Below are 14,872 nucleotides of genomic sequence, written 5' to 3' on the forward strand. Positions count from 1 at the left end.
GAGACCGGAAAACGGCTCCTGTCTCAACATTCACGGCGTGGAAATGGCCTTCCCTCGTGAAGTGATGTTCACACAGCATGGAAAAATGGCAAAAGTCGATCTCAGAGCGGACGAAAGTCCGCAATCGCATCAGGATCCCTTCAACACTTTCGCCTGGGAGAGGGGCAGAAAGACCTTCGTAATGTACATTTGGACCTCGCCTTTCGAACTCTTCACCGTGAGGCGAATGCCCACAAGGGGCGGGTGGCCGATCACCGCCCCGTTCGGGCCGAGGTTCGTGGAATCCCAGTCCTCAACGGGAACCCCCTGGTCGTTGTAGCAGGTGAAATCCAGGGCGACGATCCCGCGGGCAATCGCGCCGCCCGCTTCTTCGACAGAGGCGCTCGAACCGGGCGGCGCGATCTCCCTCCGGATCAGAACCCCCAGTTCGGAATTTTCCTCGTCCGGAACGACTTCATACGCAACTTCGGCCAATTCGCTATCGTACACGGGTTGGAGCGACTGGGGTGGGAAGACGTCGCGGGACAGCGCGGTGAAGGCGATCCCGTCTCTCTCATCCGCCCCGTACCGTTCGTCCTTGCATCGGAAGTAGGTTCGGGGTCGCGGGAACGGTCCCGCGATCAGGTTCGTCCCCCCGCGGATGAGATAGGCCGACTGGAGATCGCGCGTGATTCGGTGCATGACCACCATGTTCTGCACATCCATCTCGGAGGCGGACTCCAGGATTTCGCGCCCCCTGGCGATGCCGAAATACCCCTGATACGCCGCGGTGACGAGAAGCGTAAGCGTGAACAGCGCAACCATCAGCTCCAGGAGTGTGAAGCCTGATCTCCTCATAGAAGCTTCTTGTTCAACAGGAGCGTGGTGACCGAGGTGGACTGCTTGTGCTCGCCTCCCCACATGACGTTTACGTGAGCCTCGCGCAGATCCTTGAATGTGATCTCACCGAAATTGGCGGGGCTCACGGTGATTTCCCACGTGATATCGGGGTATCCCTCGTTCGCGAAATCCCCGTTGCGCGCCCCTTCATCCGGAAAACCTTCCGCTTCAAGGTCCGCCAGCTTCATTTGAAGGAACAGGCCGGCCCGGTGCATCTCCCGCGCCTCCCGAACTCTTCGAAGATTTTCGTTGTTGATCCGCATGAAAACAAAGAGCGATCCCGCAAGAATGACCAGGGCGAAGAACACCTCCATGAGCGTAAAGGCACGGCTTCCCCGCCCCCTTCTCGGCGTCGGGCGACTCACGAACATCCGGGCTTTATCCCGCACGCGGAAGAAGGAATCGTGATACATGTTTCGCGGTTCTTCCCGTCCATGAGTTCGATCACCGTTCGATCGTTCATGCCGTTGTGGAGAAATCGCGTAAGCGCCTCCCCTTTGGTGGCGGACTTCCCATCCGCCAATTCGATGGCTTTGAAGGTGATCCCCGGGGGAAGCTTGCGCCTTCGGCCCAACCCGCGCTTGACTTCTTTCTGGGTGGTCATTTTGGTTTCCAGATCCAACACGATTTCTCCAATCCAGTACTCATTCTTGTCCAGGTCGTAGTTAAATACATAGTCCTTCTTGGTCAGCAGAGCCTGGAAGCAGGTGTGACGCGTGGCGCCGATCAACCGCCGCGCAGTGGTGTTGAGCTGGACTTTGGCGATGTCGCCGACTTGCGGGAAAACCACGGTGACGATCAGTACCATGATCGCCACGGAAATCGTGATTTCGAGAAGGGTGAAGCCGGACTTGGAGCGATCAGCCATCAGCGTTCAGCCTTCAGTACAGCCATACGGAACCTTCTCCATTCTTGCTGACAGCCGATCGCTGACCGCTGATCGCTTTTACTGAATATCGCTCAGCGTGATGTCGTCCCCTCCGCCGACGGCCCCATCCGGACCCCCCGAAGCCAGATCGTAATCCCCGCTCGCGCCCGGGCTGGTGAAAACATATTCGTGCCCCCACGGGTCCTTCGGAACGTTCTTCGCCTTGATATAGGGACCGGCCCAGCCTTCGCAGTCGCCCGGCTTCTCGAGCAACGCCTTGATCCCACCCTCGCCTCCCGGATATTTGAGGCAATTCGTGCGGTAGAGTTCGAGTGCGCTCTCGATGTTCTTGATGTCAACCTTGGCCTTGTTGACCTGCGCCTGGCTGAAGTAACGGTAAACCGCGACGCCCACGACCGTGCTGAACATGACCACGATCGCCACCGCGATCATGATTTCGAGGAGGGTGAAGCCCGCATCCTTACGCTTGCTCATGGGTGCATATTATACGTGAAAAAAGTCAGCCGCGCGAACGGAGAACTTCCCGCGCGATGACCACGCGCTGGATCTCGGAGGTCCCTTCGCCTATTTCGCCGAGCTTCGCGTCCCGGTACAGCCGCTCCACTTTGAACTCCTTGATGAAGCCGTAGCCGCCGTGGATCTGAACGGCATCGGTGGCGGACTGGGCCGCGGTCTCCGACGCCGTCAGCTTGGCGATCGCGGCGTCCATCGTCACGTTTTCGCCCCTCGCGTATCTCCACGCCGTCCGCCATGTATGGAGCCGCGCGGTCTCGATCCGCGCCTGCATGTCGGCGATCTTGAACTGTACGCCCTGGAACTCGAAGATGTTCTTTCCAAACGCCTTTCGCTCGACGGCGTACTTTACACTCTCGTCCAGACAGGCCTGCGCGATGCCGTTGCTGAAAGTCGCGATCCCGATCCGGCCGAGATCGAGGTTCTGCATCACGTACTGGAAGCCCTTCCCCTCCTCGCCCACGAGACCGGATTTCGGAACTGCACAATCCTCGAACACGACCTCCGACGTCGGCGAGCCCCGCACACCCATCTTGTGGAGCGGATTCCCAGGTTTCACGCCGCCGTTCTTCTCGACCACGAACGCGCTGATGCCCTTCGGCCCCTGGCCGCGATCGGTGCGCGCGAGGACCATGAACACCTCGGCGATGGTCCCGTTGGTCACAAACATTTTCGTCCCGTTCAGCACGTAGTCTTGTCCCTTCCTGACGGCCACGGTTTTCATTCCCGCCGCATCGGAGCCGGAATGTGGCTCGGTGAGACAGAACGCGCCGACGATTTCTCCCTTCGCCAGCCGCGGGAGATATTTCTTCTTCTGATCTTCGGAGCCGTACCGCTCGATGAACTTGCCGCACAGTCCGCCGCTCGCCGCCACCGAGAGCGCCGTGGACGCGCATACCCGCGCCAATTCTTCCGCAAGAATCGTGGTCGTGAGCGCATCCAGTCCGCCGCCACCGTACTGAGCGGCATACCCCATTCCGAGAAAACCGAATTGCGCGAGATTCTTGTAGTTCTCCCAGGAGAACTCCGCGCGCTCGTCCACCTCGCGGGAACGCGGGTCGATCTCCTTATTGCAGAAGTCGCGGAATGCCGCCCGGAGGTCTTTTTGGTCACGAGTCAAATCAAAATCCATTACGAGTCCAATGCCTTTCGGATCGAGCCGACAAACGAGTGCGCGCGCGCCAGCCGGCTCTTCGCCGACGCCGCCTTCTCGATTTCCTTGATGAGGGCGGTCCCCACCGCAACACCGTCGGCCGAATGGGCCAGGGCACGGGCTTGCTTGGGATCGCGGATGCCGAAACCGATCAGAACCGGCAGTTTCGACCTTGCCCGGATTCGACGCACGTGCGGAGCCACCTGCTTGTCCCGCGCCGTTCCCGCACCCGTCACGCCCGTGTAGGAAACAAAGTAGATGAATCCCGAAGCCTGTCTCGCCACGAGCGCGATTCTTTCTTTCGGGCTTGCCGGCGTCAAGAGAAAGATCAGGTCCAAACCCCGACTCTTGAAGGCGCGGCGGGCGGGTTCCGCCTCTTCCGGCGGCAGGTCGATGAGAATGAACCCGTCTACCCCGCTGGCTGCCGCATCCCTGGCCACGCGCTCGATTCCATAGCTCAGGAACGGGTTGGCGTACCCCATGAGAATCAGCGGGCACGACACCTTCGGTCGAACCCGACGCACGAGCGCCAACACCTTTCGCAGGCTGACCCCTTTCTTCAGAGCGCGCTGAGCGGAAGCCTGGATCACCACGCCATCGGCCACCGGATCGGAAAAGGGTACCCCGATCTCGATCATGTCCGCCCCGGCACGCTCCAATTCCGGGATCACGGCCTCGGTAAATCTCAAATCCGGATCGCCCGCAGTGACAAACGGCACAAGAGCTTTGCGGCCCCGGCCTCGGAGCGATCGCAATCGCCTCTGAATCCCGCTCATTTGCCTCGGTCCCCATCTCTCATGCCCAGAAACCCCGAAACGGTTTCGCAATCCTTATCCCCCCGGCCCGACAAGCAGATGACGATGGCGTCCGACTTGGAAAAACGTCGCGCAATCTTCCGGACATGCGCCACGGCGTGGGAGGGTTCGAGCGCGGGAAGAATGCCTTCCATTCGCGAAAGATACCGGAAGGAATCGAGGGCCTCACGGTCTGTCACGGTCACGTACTCGGCCCGCCGGGTGTCTTTGAGGTAGCTGTGTTCAGGACCCACCCCAGGATAGTCCAGCCCCGGGGCAATGGAGTGGGTGTCCCGAATTTGGCCGTTCTCATCCTGGAGTAGGTAACTCATGGCGCCGTGGAGAATGCCGGGTCTTCCATGGGCCAGTGTAGCGCCATGCCTCTTCCCGTCGCCGCCCGCCTCCACACCGATCAGTCGAACTGCGCGGTCGCGCAGGAAACCGGAGAAAATCCCCATCGCGTTGCTCCCCCCCCCCACGCACGCCACGACGGCGCGCGGCAACCGGCCTCGCGCGTCAAGAATCTGCTTCCGTGCCTCCCGACCGATCACGCTCTGAAAATCCCGGACGATCATCGGGAAGGGATGCGGGCCAACGACCGAGCCGAGCACGTAATGCGTCGTCGCCACATTCGTCACCCAATCCCGAAAGGCCTCATTGATGGCATCCTTGAGCGTCTTCGATCCGGAAGAAACGGAATGGACCTTCGCGCCGAGAATCTGCATCCGGAAGACGTTGATTTTCTGGCGCTCGATGTCCACCGATCCCATGTAGATCTCGCACGGCAGTCCCAGAAGCGCACATGCCGTGGCGGTGGCCACGCCGTGCTGCCCCGCGCCCGTCTCCGCAACAATACGTTTCTTGCCCATGCGTTTCGCCAGCAAGACCTGTCCCAGCGTGTTGTTGATCTTGTGGGCGCCCGTGTGGCAGAGGTCCTCGCGCTTGAGGTAGATCTTTGCGCCGCCAAGGTCTTTGGTCATCCGTTCGGCGAAATAAAGCGGTGTGGGACGACCCGCGAACTCCTTCAAGTAATGGTTGAGCTGTTTCCTGAAAGACCCAATTTGTGCGATGGAACGATAAGCTCGTTCTACTTCGTTAAGTGCCGCCATGAGCGTCTCGGGGGCGTAGCGCCCGCCGTAGGGACCGAAGCGCCCAAGCCGGTCGGGGACGGTCTTACTCTTGCCCACCGTCAGGCCCCCCTCGCACTCTGGATGAAATCCCGCACCTTGACCCAATCCTTCATGCCGGGTTTGACTTCCACTCCCCGGGCAACATCCACGCCGTACGGTCGGACCAATTGAACGGCGTGCGCCACATTGCCCGGCCCAAGCCCGCCCGCAAGGATGACCCTCCACTTCTCCGCCGCGCTCTTGGCTTGGACCCACTGGCGCCGGTCCTGGGGAGACGATTCGCCCTCCGCGGCATACCCATCGAGCAGGAATCCGGATACATGATACATGCGGAGCGCCTCATACCACTGTGCCCCCTGCATCCGCAATGCCTTGATTGCATGGGGACGGAACCGTTCGCAGAACGACGGCGGTTCCTGACCGTGAAATTGAAAAAGTCGGATTCCGGTCATCGACTTCACCTTCCGGACCTGCGCTTCCGGGACGTCTACGAAAACTCCGACTGTCGCGATAAACGGAGGCAGCACCTCGATGATCTCGCGCGCCTTCTCGGGCTTGATCGACCGAGGGCTGTTCTCGTAAAAGATGAACCCGAGGGCATCGGCGCCCGCCTCGATGCTTTTCTCGGCATCTTTGGCGTTCGTGATGCCGCAAATTTTCACTTTGAGTCCACCGCTTGAAACAGGTGCGGCGGCTACTCGATCCGGGTCGGTTGCGGGTTGCGCGGGGACCACGACTACTTCGCCTCCACAAAGGATCGCAGAAGGCCCGCCGGATCCCCGTGGGCCATCAGGGCCTCGCCGATCAGGAAGCCGTCGTAGCCGAGCCGGCGCAATCCCGGAATTTGGTCGGGGCTCCGGATCCCGCTTTCGGCGATTTTCACCGCGCCGGCAGGCAGAAGCGGCGCCATCTCTTCGAACATCCCGGTGTCCACTCGGAGGGTGTCGAGATCGCGGCTGTTCACACCGATCAATTCCGGCTCGATCACAAGGGCTCGCCTGAGATCTTCCGGCGAACAGACCTCCACCAAGGCCTCGATCTTGAGCCGCTGGGTGAGCGCGTGAAACTTCTCCAATTGTTGATCCGATAGAAGGCGCACGATGAGCAGGACCATGTCCGCACCGGCGCCCAATCCTTCGCAGATCTGGTACTCATCCAGAACGAAATCCTTCATCAGGACCGGAACGTCCACGCACCGCTTGGCCGTCTCGATATCCGCGAGGTCCCCATGGAAGAAGTGTTCCTCGGTCAGCACCGATACCGCGGCCGCCCCGGCGTTCTGGTAGGCCTCAAAGTGGGATGCAGGATCCTCCTCACCATCCAGGAAGGTCTTGGTCAAAGAAGCGCGCTTGAACTCGGCGATGATCACGTTCCCCTCATGCCCGTTGCGAACCGACTGAACAAAGGAAATCTTGGCGTGATCCTGGGCAGGACCTTCCAGCATGGCGTCGGCGGGCCGGCGGCGCTTTTTCTCCTCGATCGTCCTGCGCTTTCGTTCGAGCACCTCCTTCAACGTGGGCATGGGGCCATATTAGGGAAAAAGGAATCGGTATGGAAGGTAGGCGGGTGGCTCAGCGGTTCCAATCCGCCGGAAGGCGCAAAGAGGGGTGTGCCGCGGGCGAGATTTGAACTCGCACGGGTTTCCCCGCCACCCCCTCAAGATGGTGTGTCTGCCAATTCCACCACCGCGGCATCTGGCTCAACATCCGGCCCGCTCGAGCCGGGAGGGAGTGGGCTCAAGATACTCCCGACTTGCATCGGTTTCAACCCGGCGACTACACGGCTCGGTTACTTCGGGGACGTAAGCGCCATCAGAACGGCGCCGAGGCCGTAGTCAACGTCATCCTTTTGAGGAACGGCGGCATACTTCTCGAAACTCCCGGGAACGGTTCCGGTGGAAGTGCCGCCAACGACGGCCATTCCATCCCGCCGAATGATTCGGCCCTTGATGGCGGAGAGAGCACGGCCGCTCACCACGGCGGCGTCGGCCTCATCCACCAGCCCCAATGCCGCTCCCCGGATGAGACCGTCCGCGAAGAGCGCGGTCGCGGACGTTTCCAGATAGGACTCCCCCGGGCGATTCAGCACCGTCCACCACAATCCGCCTTCGTCCTGAGTGGCGACAACGGCCGAGAGCAGCCGGGATGCGATCCGCTCGATTTCGGACCGCTCGACATGTGAACGCGGCATGACTTCCAAAAATCGGGGCACGATGTTCGCAATCCATCCGTTACCTCTTGCCCAAAACACGGGATCGGAGGGGACCGGCGCTCCCTCGATCAACGCGTGGCGGAAAAAACCGCCGGCGTCCTGAAGACTCACCGAGAAGATCCGAATCTGTGATGCAAAAAGATCCCATACCGCCGGGTCATCGAGGGTTCGCCCGCGTTCCAGGAGGAAACTTCCAAACATGAACAAGGAATCGACCCAGAGTTGGACCGACCCGCTCGCAAAAATCCCCAGATGGCTGATGCCGCCGGAGGGCGTCCGCGGCGCCTCCTCGGTCAGATAGAGCCAAGCCCGATCGGATAGAGCTAGGAGTTCCGGATCACACGACCACCGTGCCACTCGAGTGGCAGCGGCTATTGGGGCAACATTGTCGCTCCAGATCGGCTTGTAGCCTCGCGCATGATGTCTCGCCCAGGCCTCGACGTAGGTGCGGTACGCGGAATCGCCCGTGGCCTCGTACAGATCCAGAATGCCGTACGCCAGCACAGCGGGTCCCCAATCCCACGCGAGCGTTTCCGGCGCGTGTCGTTTCATCCAACTGTCCGCCAACTCTCTGGCCAACGCCTCTTCGGCCAATGGCCGCGGCGTCGGGATTGGCGCGGGGCGGCATTCGGAACGGTTGTTTCCCTGAACCCCCTCTCCGCCGCCGCCACACGCACTCACGAGAATTCCCATAAGTGCCACAAGAGCGATCCGCGACGGTCGCATGCTCATCGAGATCTGGCCACCAACTTGCGCGAGGGCTTTTCGAAATCCAACACCAATCTGCGCCCTTCAATCGCAATGGTCGTCTGGGTCTCCCCGAAAGGCTGCCGGGCGAAGAGGTTGTCCCAGCGATCGTAGGGACCGATGTCCACCGGCGAGCTCTTGACCCTCATCGGCCCCGTCAAACCCACTTCGACCGGACCGGCGGACGGAGATTCATACTGAACCAAATCGCCGATATTCACTTGCGCCTTGGAAATCACCCCGCAAAACTCATCGAATCCCCCCCACTCCCCTGCGCTCCCCATTTCCACGATCCACACGTTCGAGGGCGATGGCGCTATCAACTCGTAGTCATTCTTCCCGGTCCAAGATGTGGGTTGTTGCGAATACAGCGCGACGTAGCCGTTGCCCTTCCGGCCCACGGTCCAGGATCCGAACTGCCGTACCTCGTCGAACCGGTTCCGTGGGAAATAGGCATGCGTGTACTCCGAAGTCACCCACGAGTCGACCCGTTCGTTCGCATCCCGACGGTATTGGATCACACCGACATTCCTGTAGAACGTGCCCCTCGGCATCCAGCTCCCGATCCAATCTCCTGCAAAGGTCTGATCGATCCCCAGTCCCGCCAGCTTGCTCGGCGCCGTGGTGAACACGTAGGCCGAATCGTCCAGCGTAGCTTGCCACATATGCGTCTGCGCTCCCCAGAAGCCCGGATTGTAGTCCTGCGCGCCGGAGAGCTGGTAATCCGGCGTTCGATACGTATACGTGCTCATCGATTCCAACGCGATTCCGCGCGAGAGCGGTTCTAATCCCTTCGCAAAATCGTACAGCTTGCCGGAAGAGGCCAGAGTCCGGAGCAATCCCCGCATCTCCTCCGGAAGATCGCCGAACAGGAAACCATTCCAGAGATTGAAGTCGCTGATCATGTTGACCGCGCCCGTAGCCACCGGCGGGGCGATGAGCGCGACCATGCCCGCCCAAAATGTAATGTCGTCAGGCTCCTCGTAGCTGATTCCCCACCGCGGGCCGTCGGCCACGTTGATGCCGTCGCGCTGGCGATGCTCGTGGCGCTCGCGGGTCGCCGATGCCACCTCCTCGATCACCTCCGGCGTCCAATAGCTACCACTCGTCGAAAGGAACGCACCTGAGAAATTGCCGGGCGATTCGTACCGCCCAAGGCCAAGCATGACCCAGGCCGCCTCCCGCGTGGAATCTCGTTGTCCATCGAGAAGATGCTCCGGATACGTGCGGCCGTGGACCGTTGCGAACAAACCGGCATACATGTTGTTCAGAAGATCGAAGGCCAGGAGATCGAGCACTATGGCTGCCTTCACACGGATTCGGTCGTTTTCCGCAAAATCCACCAAGTTGACGAGGGGCGGGATGTCCTCGTTGAAGTACACGTTGGAATGCCACTCCGAGAAGCCAAACCTACCGCGGAAATCCAGCCAGCGCTCCATCCGGCTCTCCGCGTGGCGGAGATGATCCCGGCCCGTCATCCCCGCGTTCGGGAAAATCCGGTCGGGCCAGAGCTGGCCCGCGAGGAGTTCGCTGGAATGAAACAATGCCTGATGGTTTTCCGACCAGTAGGCCATCTTGTCCTCGCCCGGTTCGTCCAACCAGTACTTGAAGTTGACAACGCTTTCTTCGATCAAGGCGCGCACGTTGAGAGGCAGCGAGTGAGTTTCCCGGTCGAGGTAGAGCATCCGAACGAACGCGGCGACCGAAAAGTCGGAGGTGTCCTCGCGTCGCGCCACCTTCTCCGCGGCCTTCCTAATCGGTTCCAAATCGACCTCGCCGCCTCTCGCCATCCGGCAGATTTGCCCGTAGAGGCCGCCTTTGCCCGGCGCGTTCCCTTGGAAACAGTAATCCAGGTATTCCGCCTGCCTCGCTCGATACGATTCGGTCGGCGGCGGAGATCCTTCGGCGAGGAAGGGGTCCCCACGCTTGCCGCCTGAGAACCCATCGCAAGCCGGATGCATCGCCCCAGCAACCGGCAGGAACAAGATCAATGCTGAGCGGAATTTCACGGCGCCCGCATCGTAGCACAGCTCACGCGGTCCTTTGACATTCCTCGGACGCTGTCATATTCAGAATGGATGCCGCAAACAGCCATCATCGGCACGGGACACCACGTCCCGCCGCGCGTCGTGACCAACGACGACCTGGCGAAGCTGATGCCCACGTCGGACGAATGGATCACCCAGCGCACCGGCATCAAAGAACGTCACTATTCCGATGGCGAAAACGGATCCGATCTTGCGAAAATCGCATGCGAACACGCCTTGGAAGCCGCGGGCAGGAAGGCCGAAGATGTCGAACTCATCATCTACGCCACGCTCTCGGCCGATCACGAGTTTCCCGGCAGCGGCTGCTTCCTCGAACCCAAACTGGGAGTCAAGCCGGGGACACCGGCATTGGACATCCGCAACCAATGCTCCGGGTTTCTATACGGTCTGCACGTGGCGGACGGTCTGATCCGGCAGGGCCTCTACAAGACGGTCCTGCTCGTGGGCGCGGAGGTCCACTCGCACGGCTTGGAATTCACGGAGCGGGGACGGGACGTGGCGGTGATTTTCGGCGACGGCGCCGCCGCGGTCGTGCTCTCGCCCACGGAGGACAACGGACGCGGCCTGCTCGCATCCGCCATCCACGCCGATGGCCGGTTCGCGCGGGATCTCTGGCTCGAAGCACCCGGATGCTACAGCAAGCCCCGGGTGAATCTGAAAGATATCGAAGACGGCCGCCATTTCCCGCGCATGGATGGAAAGAAGGTCTTTGTGAATGCCATTCAGAAAATGCCGGAAGTGATCGGCGAGGTCCTAGCCAAGACGGGGCACAAGATCGAAGACATCGACTTGTTCATTGCGCATCAGGCCAATCTTCGGATCTGCGACGCGGTGGCCCAACGCCTCGGACTGCCCCCCGAGAAGATGTACAACAACATCCAGCGCTACGGGAACACTACCGCTGCTTCGATTCCGCTCGCACTGGATGAATGCGTTCGCGCCGGGCGGGTGAAGAAAGGCGATCTCCTCTGCTTCGCCGCTTTCGGCGCCGGCTACACCTGGGGCGCCGCGCTCCTGCGCTGGTAGCCGCTTCACGTGCTCTCCCTCGTTGCCGGCGTACTCGTTCCGGCCGTCGTAGGCGCTTCCCTCGGCTCGTTCCAATCCGCGGAGATTCTGGCAAAGGACCGGAATGTCCTCGGCCTGGCAGGACAACTCGTCGCGGCCGAAGGTAGCAGGAACAGCCTGAACTTCCCGGCCGTGGAGGCTTGGTACAGGCTGGGACTTGGATTTGGTGATTTCGGAGTCAAGTTGACACCGGAAGCACTGAGGGGGAGCCTGAAACTTCCGATTCCGATCAATGCCGAGAGCTTGAGACTGGCCGTTGAGCCCGCCGTCGGCGCGGGCGAATCGCTTTTCCACGCCGGCGTGTCCAACTTCAATACATTCACTCAAACGGCTGAAGTCACACTGCTGGCAACGTTCGGTGATATGACGGTCGCCCCCCGGGGAGCCTTCTCCTACGCGAGGGGCGAAGGCGCTACATTGTTCGGAGGCAACACGCGGTTCACGTCCAAGGAATGGCTCGCGGGAGGAACGTTCACGCGCCTCGTCAAGGGTGAGAAAGTTCATTGGTGGGGGGAATTGGGCGTCTACTGGGCCAAGGATACCTCATCATCGCTGGAACCGGCCTACAGACGTCCATTCCTGGTTTTCGCCCCCGGAATCGGCGCATCGATCGAATTCTAATCCGAATCACATCGTACTTTTGAATTAACGCCCCGCAACCGTTATAATTTCCCGTCACACCCAGATGGCCGACTACGAGCAAACGATTTTCGTTCGCCCCACCGCCACACCCGGCCAACTCAAACCCGCCAACCTCGTCGTCCTCTGCGGCCCCTACAAGGCCAAAGTCCTGCCCCTCACGGAGGAGGCGCTCACAGTGGGGCGGGATGCCTCTGCCGTTTTCCGGGTCGAAGGCGATCCCTTCATGTCCCGGATTCATGCCAAGTTCATGAAAGAGCCGGCCCGGTATGTCCTCCTCGACAACAACAGCACGAACGGCGTCATCGTAAACGGCCAGAAAATCAAGGACGCGGAACTCCGGAACGGCGATCGCATCCAACTCGGCTCGACCCACCTCAAGTTCGTTTCACAGGACGGCCTCGAACGCGCCATCGGGGGTGAGGTGGAATTCCTCGCGACGCATGACGGCCTCACGGGCTTCTGGGAAAAAGATCCTTACAGCAACAAGCTGACCGACGAGATCAACGGGCTACGACTGAATCCGAAAACGATGTCCGTCGGCCTTATTGAAATCGACGACTTCGAAGCCATCAGCAAGGCACAGGGTTTCGACGCCGCCGATCTCATCCTGTTCTCCGTTTCCAACTTCCTGAAACAGACGATCACTCCGAAAGATCAAATCGGGCGGATCGATCCGAGGATCTTCGCCATCCTTTTCATCCACGATGCCGGACGCGATTTCGAAAAGTGGGCTCCCCGCGTACAAGAGGTCATCAAACGCACGCCCTTTACGGTCATGGGTGCAAAGATGAAGTTCACCCTATCGATCGGCGGCCAGCTCTGGCGCCACGATTTCAAAGTGCCGGATGTGTGGCTCTCGTACGCCCGCGTTCAGCTCGATTGGGCGCGAAAAATCGGCGGAGGTGGGTTCAAGTTTTCAAAGTGACCCGCCGCACGGCGGGTCATCCCGAGCGCCGCGAGGGATCTACGGGTGCTCCCGACGCTACCGCGCGACCGGCGCCGGCTCCGAATATCCGAGCCGCTTCGAAAGATGCAGGGCGACGAGCTTCAATTCCGGAAGGATCTCAGCGCGGATGCGCCCCTCGGACATCCGATAGGAGGGCGCGGCCACGCTGACACTCCCGACCACCTGCGGCGTGTAATCGTAAATCGGCATGGCGATCGAGCGAACCCCCTCCAGATATTCCTCATCTTCAAGCGCCCAGCCGTTCTTCGCGACTTCCTGAAGCTGCTCCATCACCTTCTTCCGATCAACCAGCGTCTTGGCCGTATGCCGCGACAGCTCTTTCGGGAGCCGACGGTCCACATCGTCGTCCCCTTGGAACGCCAACTGGGCCTTACCGAGCGCGGTCGCGTGATACGGCATGGGCGAGCCGATCTGGGTTACGACGCGGACCGGTTCCGGCGATTCGACCAGGTCCACGCAGACCGCCTTTTGACCATTGGGGACCCCGAGGAGTACCGTTTCACCCACTTTGGATCGAAATTCCTCAAGAAAACGGTGCGCAAACCGGGTGATGGTCGCATTTCGGGTGAACGCACGGCACAACTCCACCACTTTCGGACCCAATCGATAGTTTTGCGTGGCGCGGTTCTGCTCCACGTACCCCCGGGCGGTAAGCGTCATCAGGATTCGGAAGATTTGGTTCTTGCTCAGCCCAACTTTCTTGGACAAGTCGGAAACACCCAACTCCATCTGTTCCGTTTTGCAGAACATCTCAAGGAGTTCCATGCACTTGAGGATGGACAGGATGGCGTACTCGTCCTTCTTCTTCTTCATGCAACTCCTCCCGGACGCTACCTCACACTCCCTGAACCTTCCCGCGCGGTCTTCCCTGCCTCCCGCGCTTTTTTTCTGACGCATCGCGCCAAAAAACCCATTCGTTCGCTAGCACGCGGTCGAATTCTTGTCAAGAGTTTTGAGAGGTGTTACACAAAGGCATGGTCAAGCTTTTTCGAATCTCCATCGCGGCGGTCGCATCGCTTCTCATCGCGCTCACCCTGGCTTGGGCTCAAACACCCGCGCCTCCCTATGCACCGTGGGTCAACGTGCCGATCACCTATCGCATCCGCGTCCTGTGGCTCCTTGACGTAGGGTCACTGACCTTCTCCTTGAAACCCGATACGGCCAATCCCCGCCGTTTCACCGTGGTCTCCGAAGCCCACCCCATCGACATCATTCGGAAGATCACCCAATTCCGCGATGCGCGTTACACCGCCGTGCTGAATTACGATGAGAAAACCGACCGATTCTCCGTGTCCGAAGTCCGGGAGTTCGTGCGCCGGGCGGATCGCACCCGCGAAGTGCGGCTGGACATCCGCCCCGATGGCTGGTCCCGGCGCGCATTCCACAACGACAAGCTCGCCTCGGAACAGACCGGAACACTCAAGCCCGGAGAAATGGCCCTCGATCCCGTGGCCGCCTTCTACAACTTCCTCCTGGGGGCGTATGGGCCGCCCGCGGACAGCCACGATTACCGCGTGCCCATGTTTTCGCGCACCGGGCCGGCGAACGCCATCGTCAGCATCCTGCCGCGGCCGGAAGCCCGGGAAATTCTCAACCTCAAATCGGCGCAGGAATTCGGCGGTCGGGTGACGTTCGACGGGAGCTTCATGGATCTCAAGGTGAAAGAGGTGCTTTTCGTCACCAACGACCACTTTCTGCCCATCCGCGCCGTCGTCCGCGATGCGGGATACCTGGGACAGGTTGAGGCGTTCCGGACCAGCCCGAAACCGTAGGACGATGCTCCGTCTTCGGCTACAATGGCCGCATGGCGCACTCGCTTCAACTTCCGTCCATC

The 14,872-nt window shown here is 60.5% G+C and carries 16 protein-coding genes and 1 tRNA gene; 4 read left to right on the top strand and 13 right to left on the bottom strand.

Features of this window, described 5'->3' with window-relative positions:
- Positions 1-129: 129 nt before the first annotated feature.
- The 12 genes from HYT87_17875 to HYT87_17930 all read right to left on the bottom strand — a co-directional run bounded on the left by HYT87_17875 (position 130) and on the right by HYT87_17930 (position 10,325).
- The gene (locus HYT87_17875) at positions 130-837 is read right to left on the bottom strand and encodes a prepilin-type N-terminal cleavage/methylation domain-containing protein (protein MBI2061612.1); all 708 of its coding nucleotides are present in this window, start codon (positions 835-837) and stop codon (positions 130-132) included.
- Positions 834-1,250 (bottom strand): hypothetical protein, encoded by a 417-nt coding sequence (locus HYT87_17880; GenBank protein ID MBI2061613.1) that lies wholly within the window; start codon positions 1,248-1,250, stop codon positions 834-836. The genes HYT87_17875 and HYT87_17880 overlap by 4 nt, the downstream gene beginning before the upstream one ends.
- Complete coding sequence (locus HYT87_17885) at positions 1,241-1,747, bottom strand: type II secretion system protein (protein ID MBI2061614.1); 507 nt, start codon at positions 1,745-1,747, stop codon at positions 1,241-1,243. The genes HYT87_17880 and HYT87_17885 overlap by 10 nt, the downstream gene beginning before the upstream one ends.
- A gap of 78 nt (positions 1,748-1,825) precedes the next feature.
- Positions 1,826-2,242 (bottom strand): type II secretion system major pseudopilin GspG, encoded by a 417-nt coding sequence (gene gspG / locus HYT87_17890; GenBank protein ID MBI2061615.1) that lies wholly within the window; start codon positions 2,240-2,242, stop codon positions 1,826-1,828.
- Positions 2,243-2,267: 25 nt separating this feature from the next.
- On the bottom strand, positions 2,268-3,413 hold the full coding sequence (locus tag HYT87_17895; GenBank protein ID MBI2061616.1) for an acyl-CoA dehydrogenase family protein: 1,146 nt from the start codon (positions 3,411-3,413) through the stop codon (positions 2,268-2,270).
- Complete coding sequence (locus HYT87_17900; GenBank protein ID MBI2061617.1) at positions 3,413-4,210, bottom strand: tryptophan synthase subunit alpha; 798 nt, start codon at positions 4,208-4,210, stop codon at positions 3,413-3,415. The genes HYT87_17895 and HYT87_17900 overlap by 1 nt, the downstream gene beginning before the upstream one ends.
- Positions 4,207-5,415, bottom strand: a complete 1,209-nt coding sequence (gene trpB, locus HYT87_17905) for a tryptophan synthase subunit beta (GenBank protein ID MBI2061618.1) — start codon at positions 5,413-5,415, stop codon at positions 4,207-4,209. The genes HYT87_17900 and trpB overlap by 4 nt, the downstream gene beginning before the upstream one ends.
- Positions 5,416-5,417: 2 nt before the next feature.
- The gene (locus HYT87_17910; GenBank protein MBI2061619.1) at positions 5,418-6,092 is read right to left on the bottom strand and encodes a phosphoribosylanthranilate isomerase; all 675 of its coding nucleotides are present in this window, start codon (positions 6,090-6,092) and stop codon (positions 5,418-5,420) included.
- A gap of 2 nt (positions 6,093-6,094) precedes the next feature.
- Positions 6,095-6,880 carry an indole-3-glycerol-phosphate synthase gene (locus HYT87_17915; GenBank protein ID MBI2061620.1) on the bottom strand — a complete coding sequence of 262 codons (786 nt, stop codon included), beginning with the start codon at positions 6,878-6,880 and terminating at the stop codon, positions 6,095-6,097.
- Positions 6,881-6,968: 88 nt separating this feature from the next.
- Positions 6,969-7,050 (bottom strand) — tRNA-Leu (locus tag HYT87_17920).
- Between the two features lie 96 nt (positions 7,051-7,146).
- The gene (locus HYT87_17925; protein ID MBI2061621.1) at positions 7,147-8,121 is read right to left on the bottom strand and encodes a glycoside hydrolase family 88 protein; all 975 of its coding nucleotides are present in this window, start codon (positions 8,119-8,121) and stop codon (positions 7,147-7,149) included.
- 176 nt (positions 8,122-8,297) lie between these two features.
- Positions 8,298-10,325 (bottom strand): hypothetical protein, encoded by a 2,028-nt coding sequence (locus HYT87_17930; protein ID MBI2061622.1) that lies wholly within the window; start codon positions 10,323-10,325, stop codon positions 8,298-8,300.
- Positions 10,326-10,394: 69 nt separating this feature from the next.
- On the opposite strand from HYT87_17930, the gene HYT87_17935 reads away from it, so the two are divergent.
- The 3 genes from HYT87_17935 to HYT87_17945 all read left to right on the top strand — a co-directional run bounded on the left by HYT87_17935 (position 10,395) and on the right by HYT87_17945 (position 12,996).
- Complete coding sequence (locus tag HYT87_17935) at positions 10,395-11,390, top strand: ketoacyl-ACP synthase III (GenBank protein ID MBI2061623.1); 996 nt, start codon at positions 10,395-10,397, stop codon at positions 11,388-11,390.
- Positions 11,391-11,399: 9 nt separating this feature from the next.
- Positions 11,400-12,050 carry a hypothetical protein gene (locus tag HYT87_17940; GenBank protein ID MBI2061624.1) on the top strand — a complete coding sequence of 217 codons (651 nt, stop codon included), beginning with the start codon at positions 11,400-11,402 and terminating at the stop codon, positions 12,048-12,050.
- A 64-nt stretch (positions 12,051-12,114) separates the two neighbouring features.
- Complete coding sequence (locus HYT87_17945) at positions 12,115-12,996, top strand: diguanylate cyclase (GenBank protein ID MBI2061625.1); 882 nt, start codon at positions 12,115-12,117, stop codon at positions 12,994-12,996.
- A 57-nt stretch (positions 12,997-13,053) separates the two neighbouring features.
- Here HYT87_17945 and HYT87_17950 read toward each other — a convergent pair whose 3' ends face one another.
- Positions 13,054-13,851 carry an IclR family transcriptional regulator gene (locus tag HYT87_17950; protein MBI2061626.1) on the bottom strand — a complete coding sequence of 266 codons (798 nt, stop codon included), beginning with the start codon at positions 13,849-13,851 and terminating at the stop codon, positions 13,054-13,056.
- Between the two features lie 161 nt (positions 13,852-14,012).
- Between HYT87_17950 and HYT87_17955 the strand changes: the two genes are divergently transcribed.
- Positions 14,013-14,810, top strand: a complete 798-nt coding sequence (locus HYT87_17955) for a hypothetical protein (protein ID MBI2061627.1) — start codon at positions 14,013-14,015, stop codon at positions 14,808-14,810.
- Positions 14,811-14,872 lie beyond the last annotated feature (62 nt).

This window comes from Nitrospirota bacterium, assembly GCA_016180645.1.
GTDB lineage: Bacteria > JACPQY01 > JACPQY01 > JACPQY01 > JACPQY01 > JACPAV01.

Bases quoted from the DNA above. Each gene is read 5' to 3' on its own strand.
- HYT87_17875 (MBI2061612.1), bottom strand. From the start codon at position 837: ATGAGGAGATCAGGCTTCACACTCCTGGAGCTGATGGTTGCGCTGTTC.
- HYT87_17880 (MBI2061613.1), bottom strand. From the start codon at position 1,250: ATGTTCGTGAGTCGCCCGACGCCGAGAAGGGGGCGGGGAAGCCGTGCC.
- HYT87_17885 (MBI2061614.1), bottom strand. From the start codon at position 1,747: ATGGCTGATCGCTCCAAGTCCGGCTTCACCCTTCTCGAAATCACGATT.
- gspG (MBI2061615.1), bottom strand. From the start codon at position 2,242: ATGAGCAAGCGTAAGGATGCGGGCTTCACCCTCCTCGAAATCATGATC.
- HYT87_17895 (MBI2061616.1), bottom strand. From the start codon at position 3,413: ATGGATTTTGATTTGACTCGTGACCAAAAAGACCTCCGGGCGGCATTC.
- HYT87_17900 (MBI2061617.1), bottom strand. From the start codon at position 4,210: ATGAGCGGGATTCAGAGGCGATTGCGATCGCTCCGAGGCCGGGGCCGC.
- HYT87_17915 (MBI2061620.1), bottom strand. From the start codon at position 6,880: ATGCCCACGTTGAAGGAGGTGCTCGAACGAAAGCGCAGGACGATCGAG.
- HYT87_17925 (MBI2061621.1), bottom strand. From the start codon at position 8,121: ATGAAACGACACGCGCCGGAAACGCTCGCGTGGGATTGGGGACCCGCT.
- HYT87_17935 (MBI2061623.1), top strand. From the start codon at position 10,395: ATGCCGCAAACAGCCATCATCGGCACGGGACACCACGTCCCGCCGCGC.
- HYT87_17945 (MBI2061625.1), top strand. From the start codon at position 12,115: ATGGCCGACTACGAGCAAACGATTTTCGTTCGCCCCACCGCCACACCC.
- HYT87_17950 (MBI2061626.1), bottom strand. From the start codon at position 13,851: ATGAAGAAGAAGAAGGACGAGTACGCCATCCTGTCCATCCTCAAGTGC.
- HYT87_17955 (MBI2061627.1), top strand. From the start codon at position 14,013: ATGGTCAAGCTTTTTCGAATCTCCATCGCGGCGGTCGCATCGCTTCTC.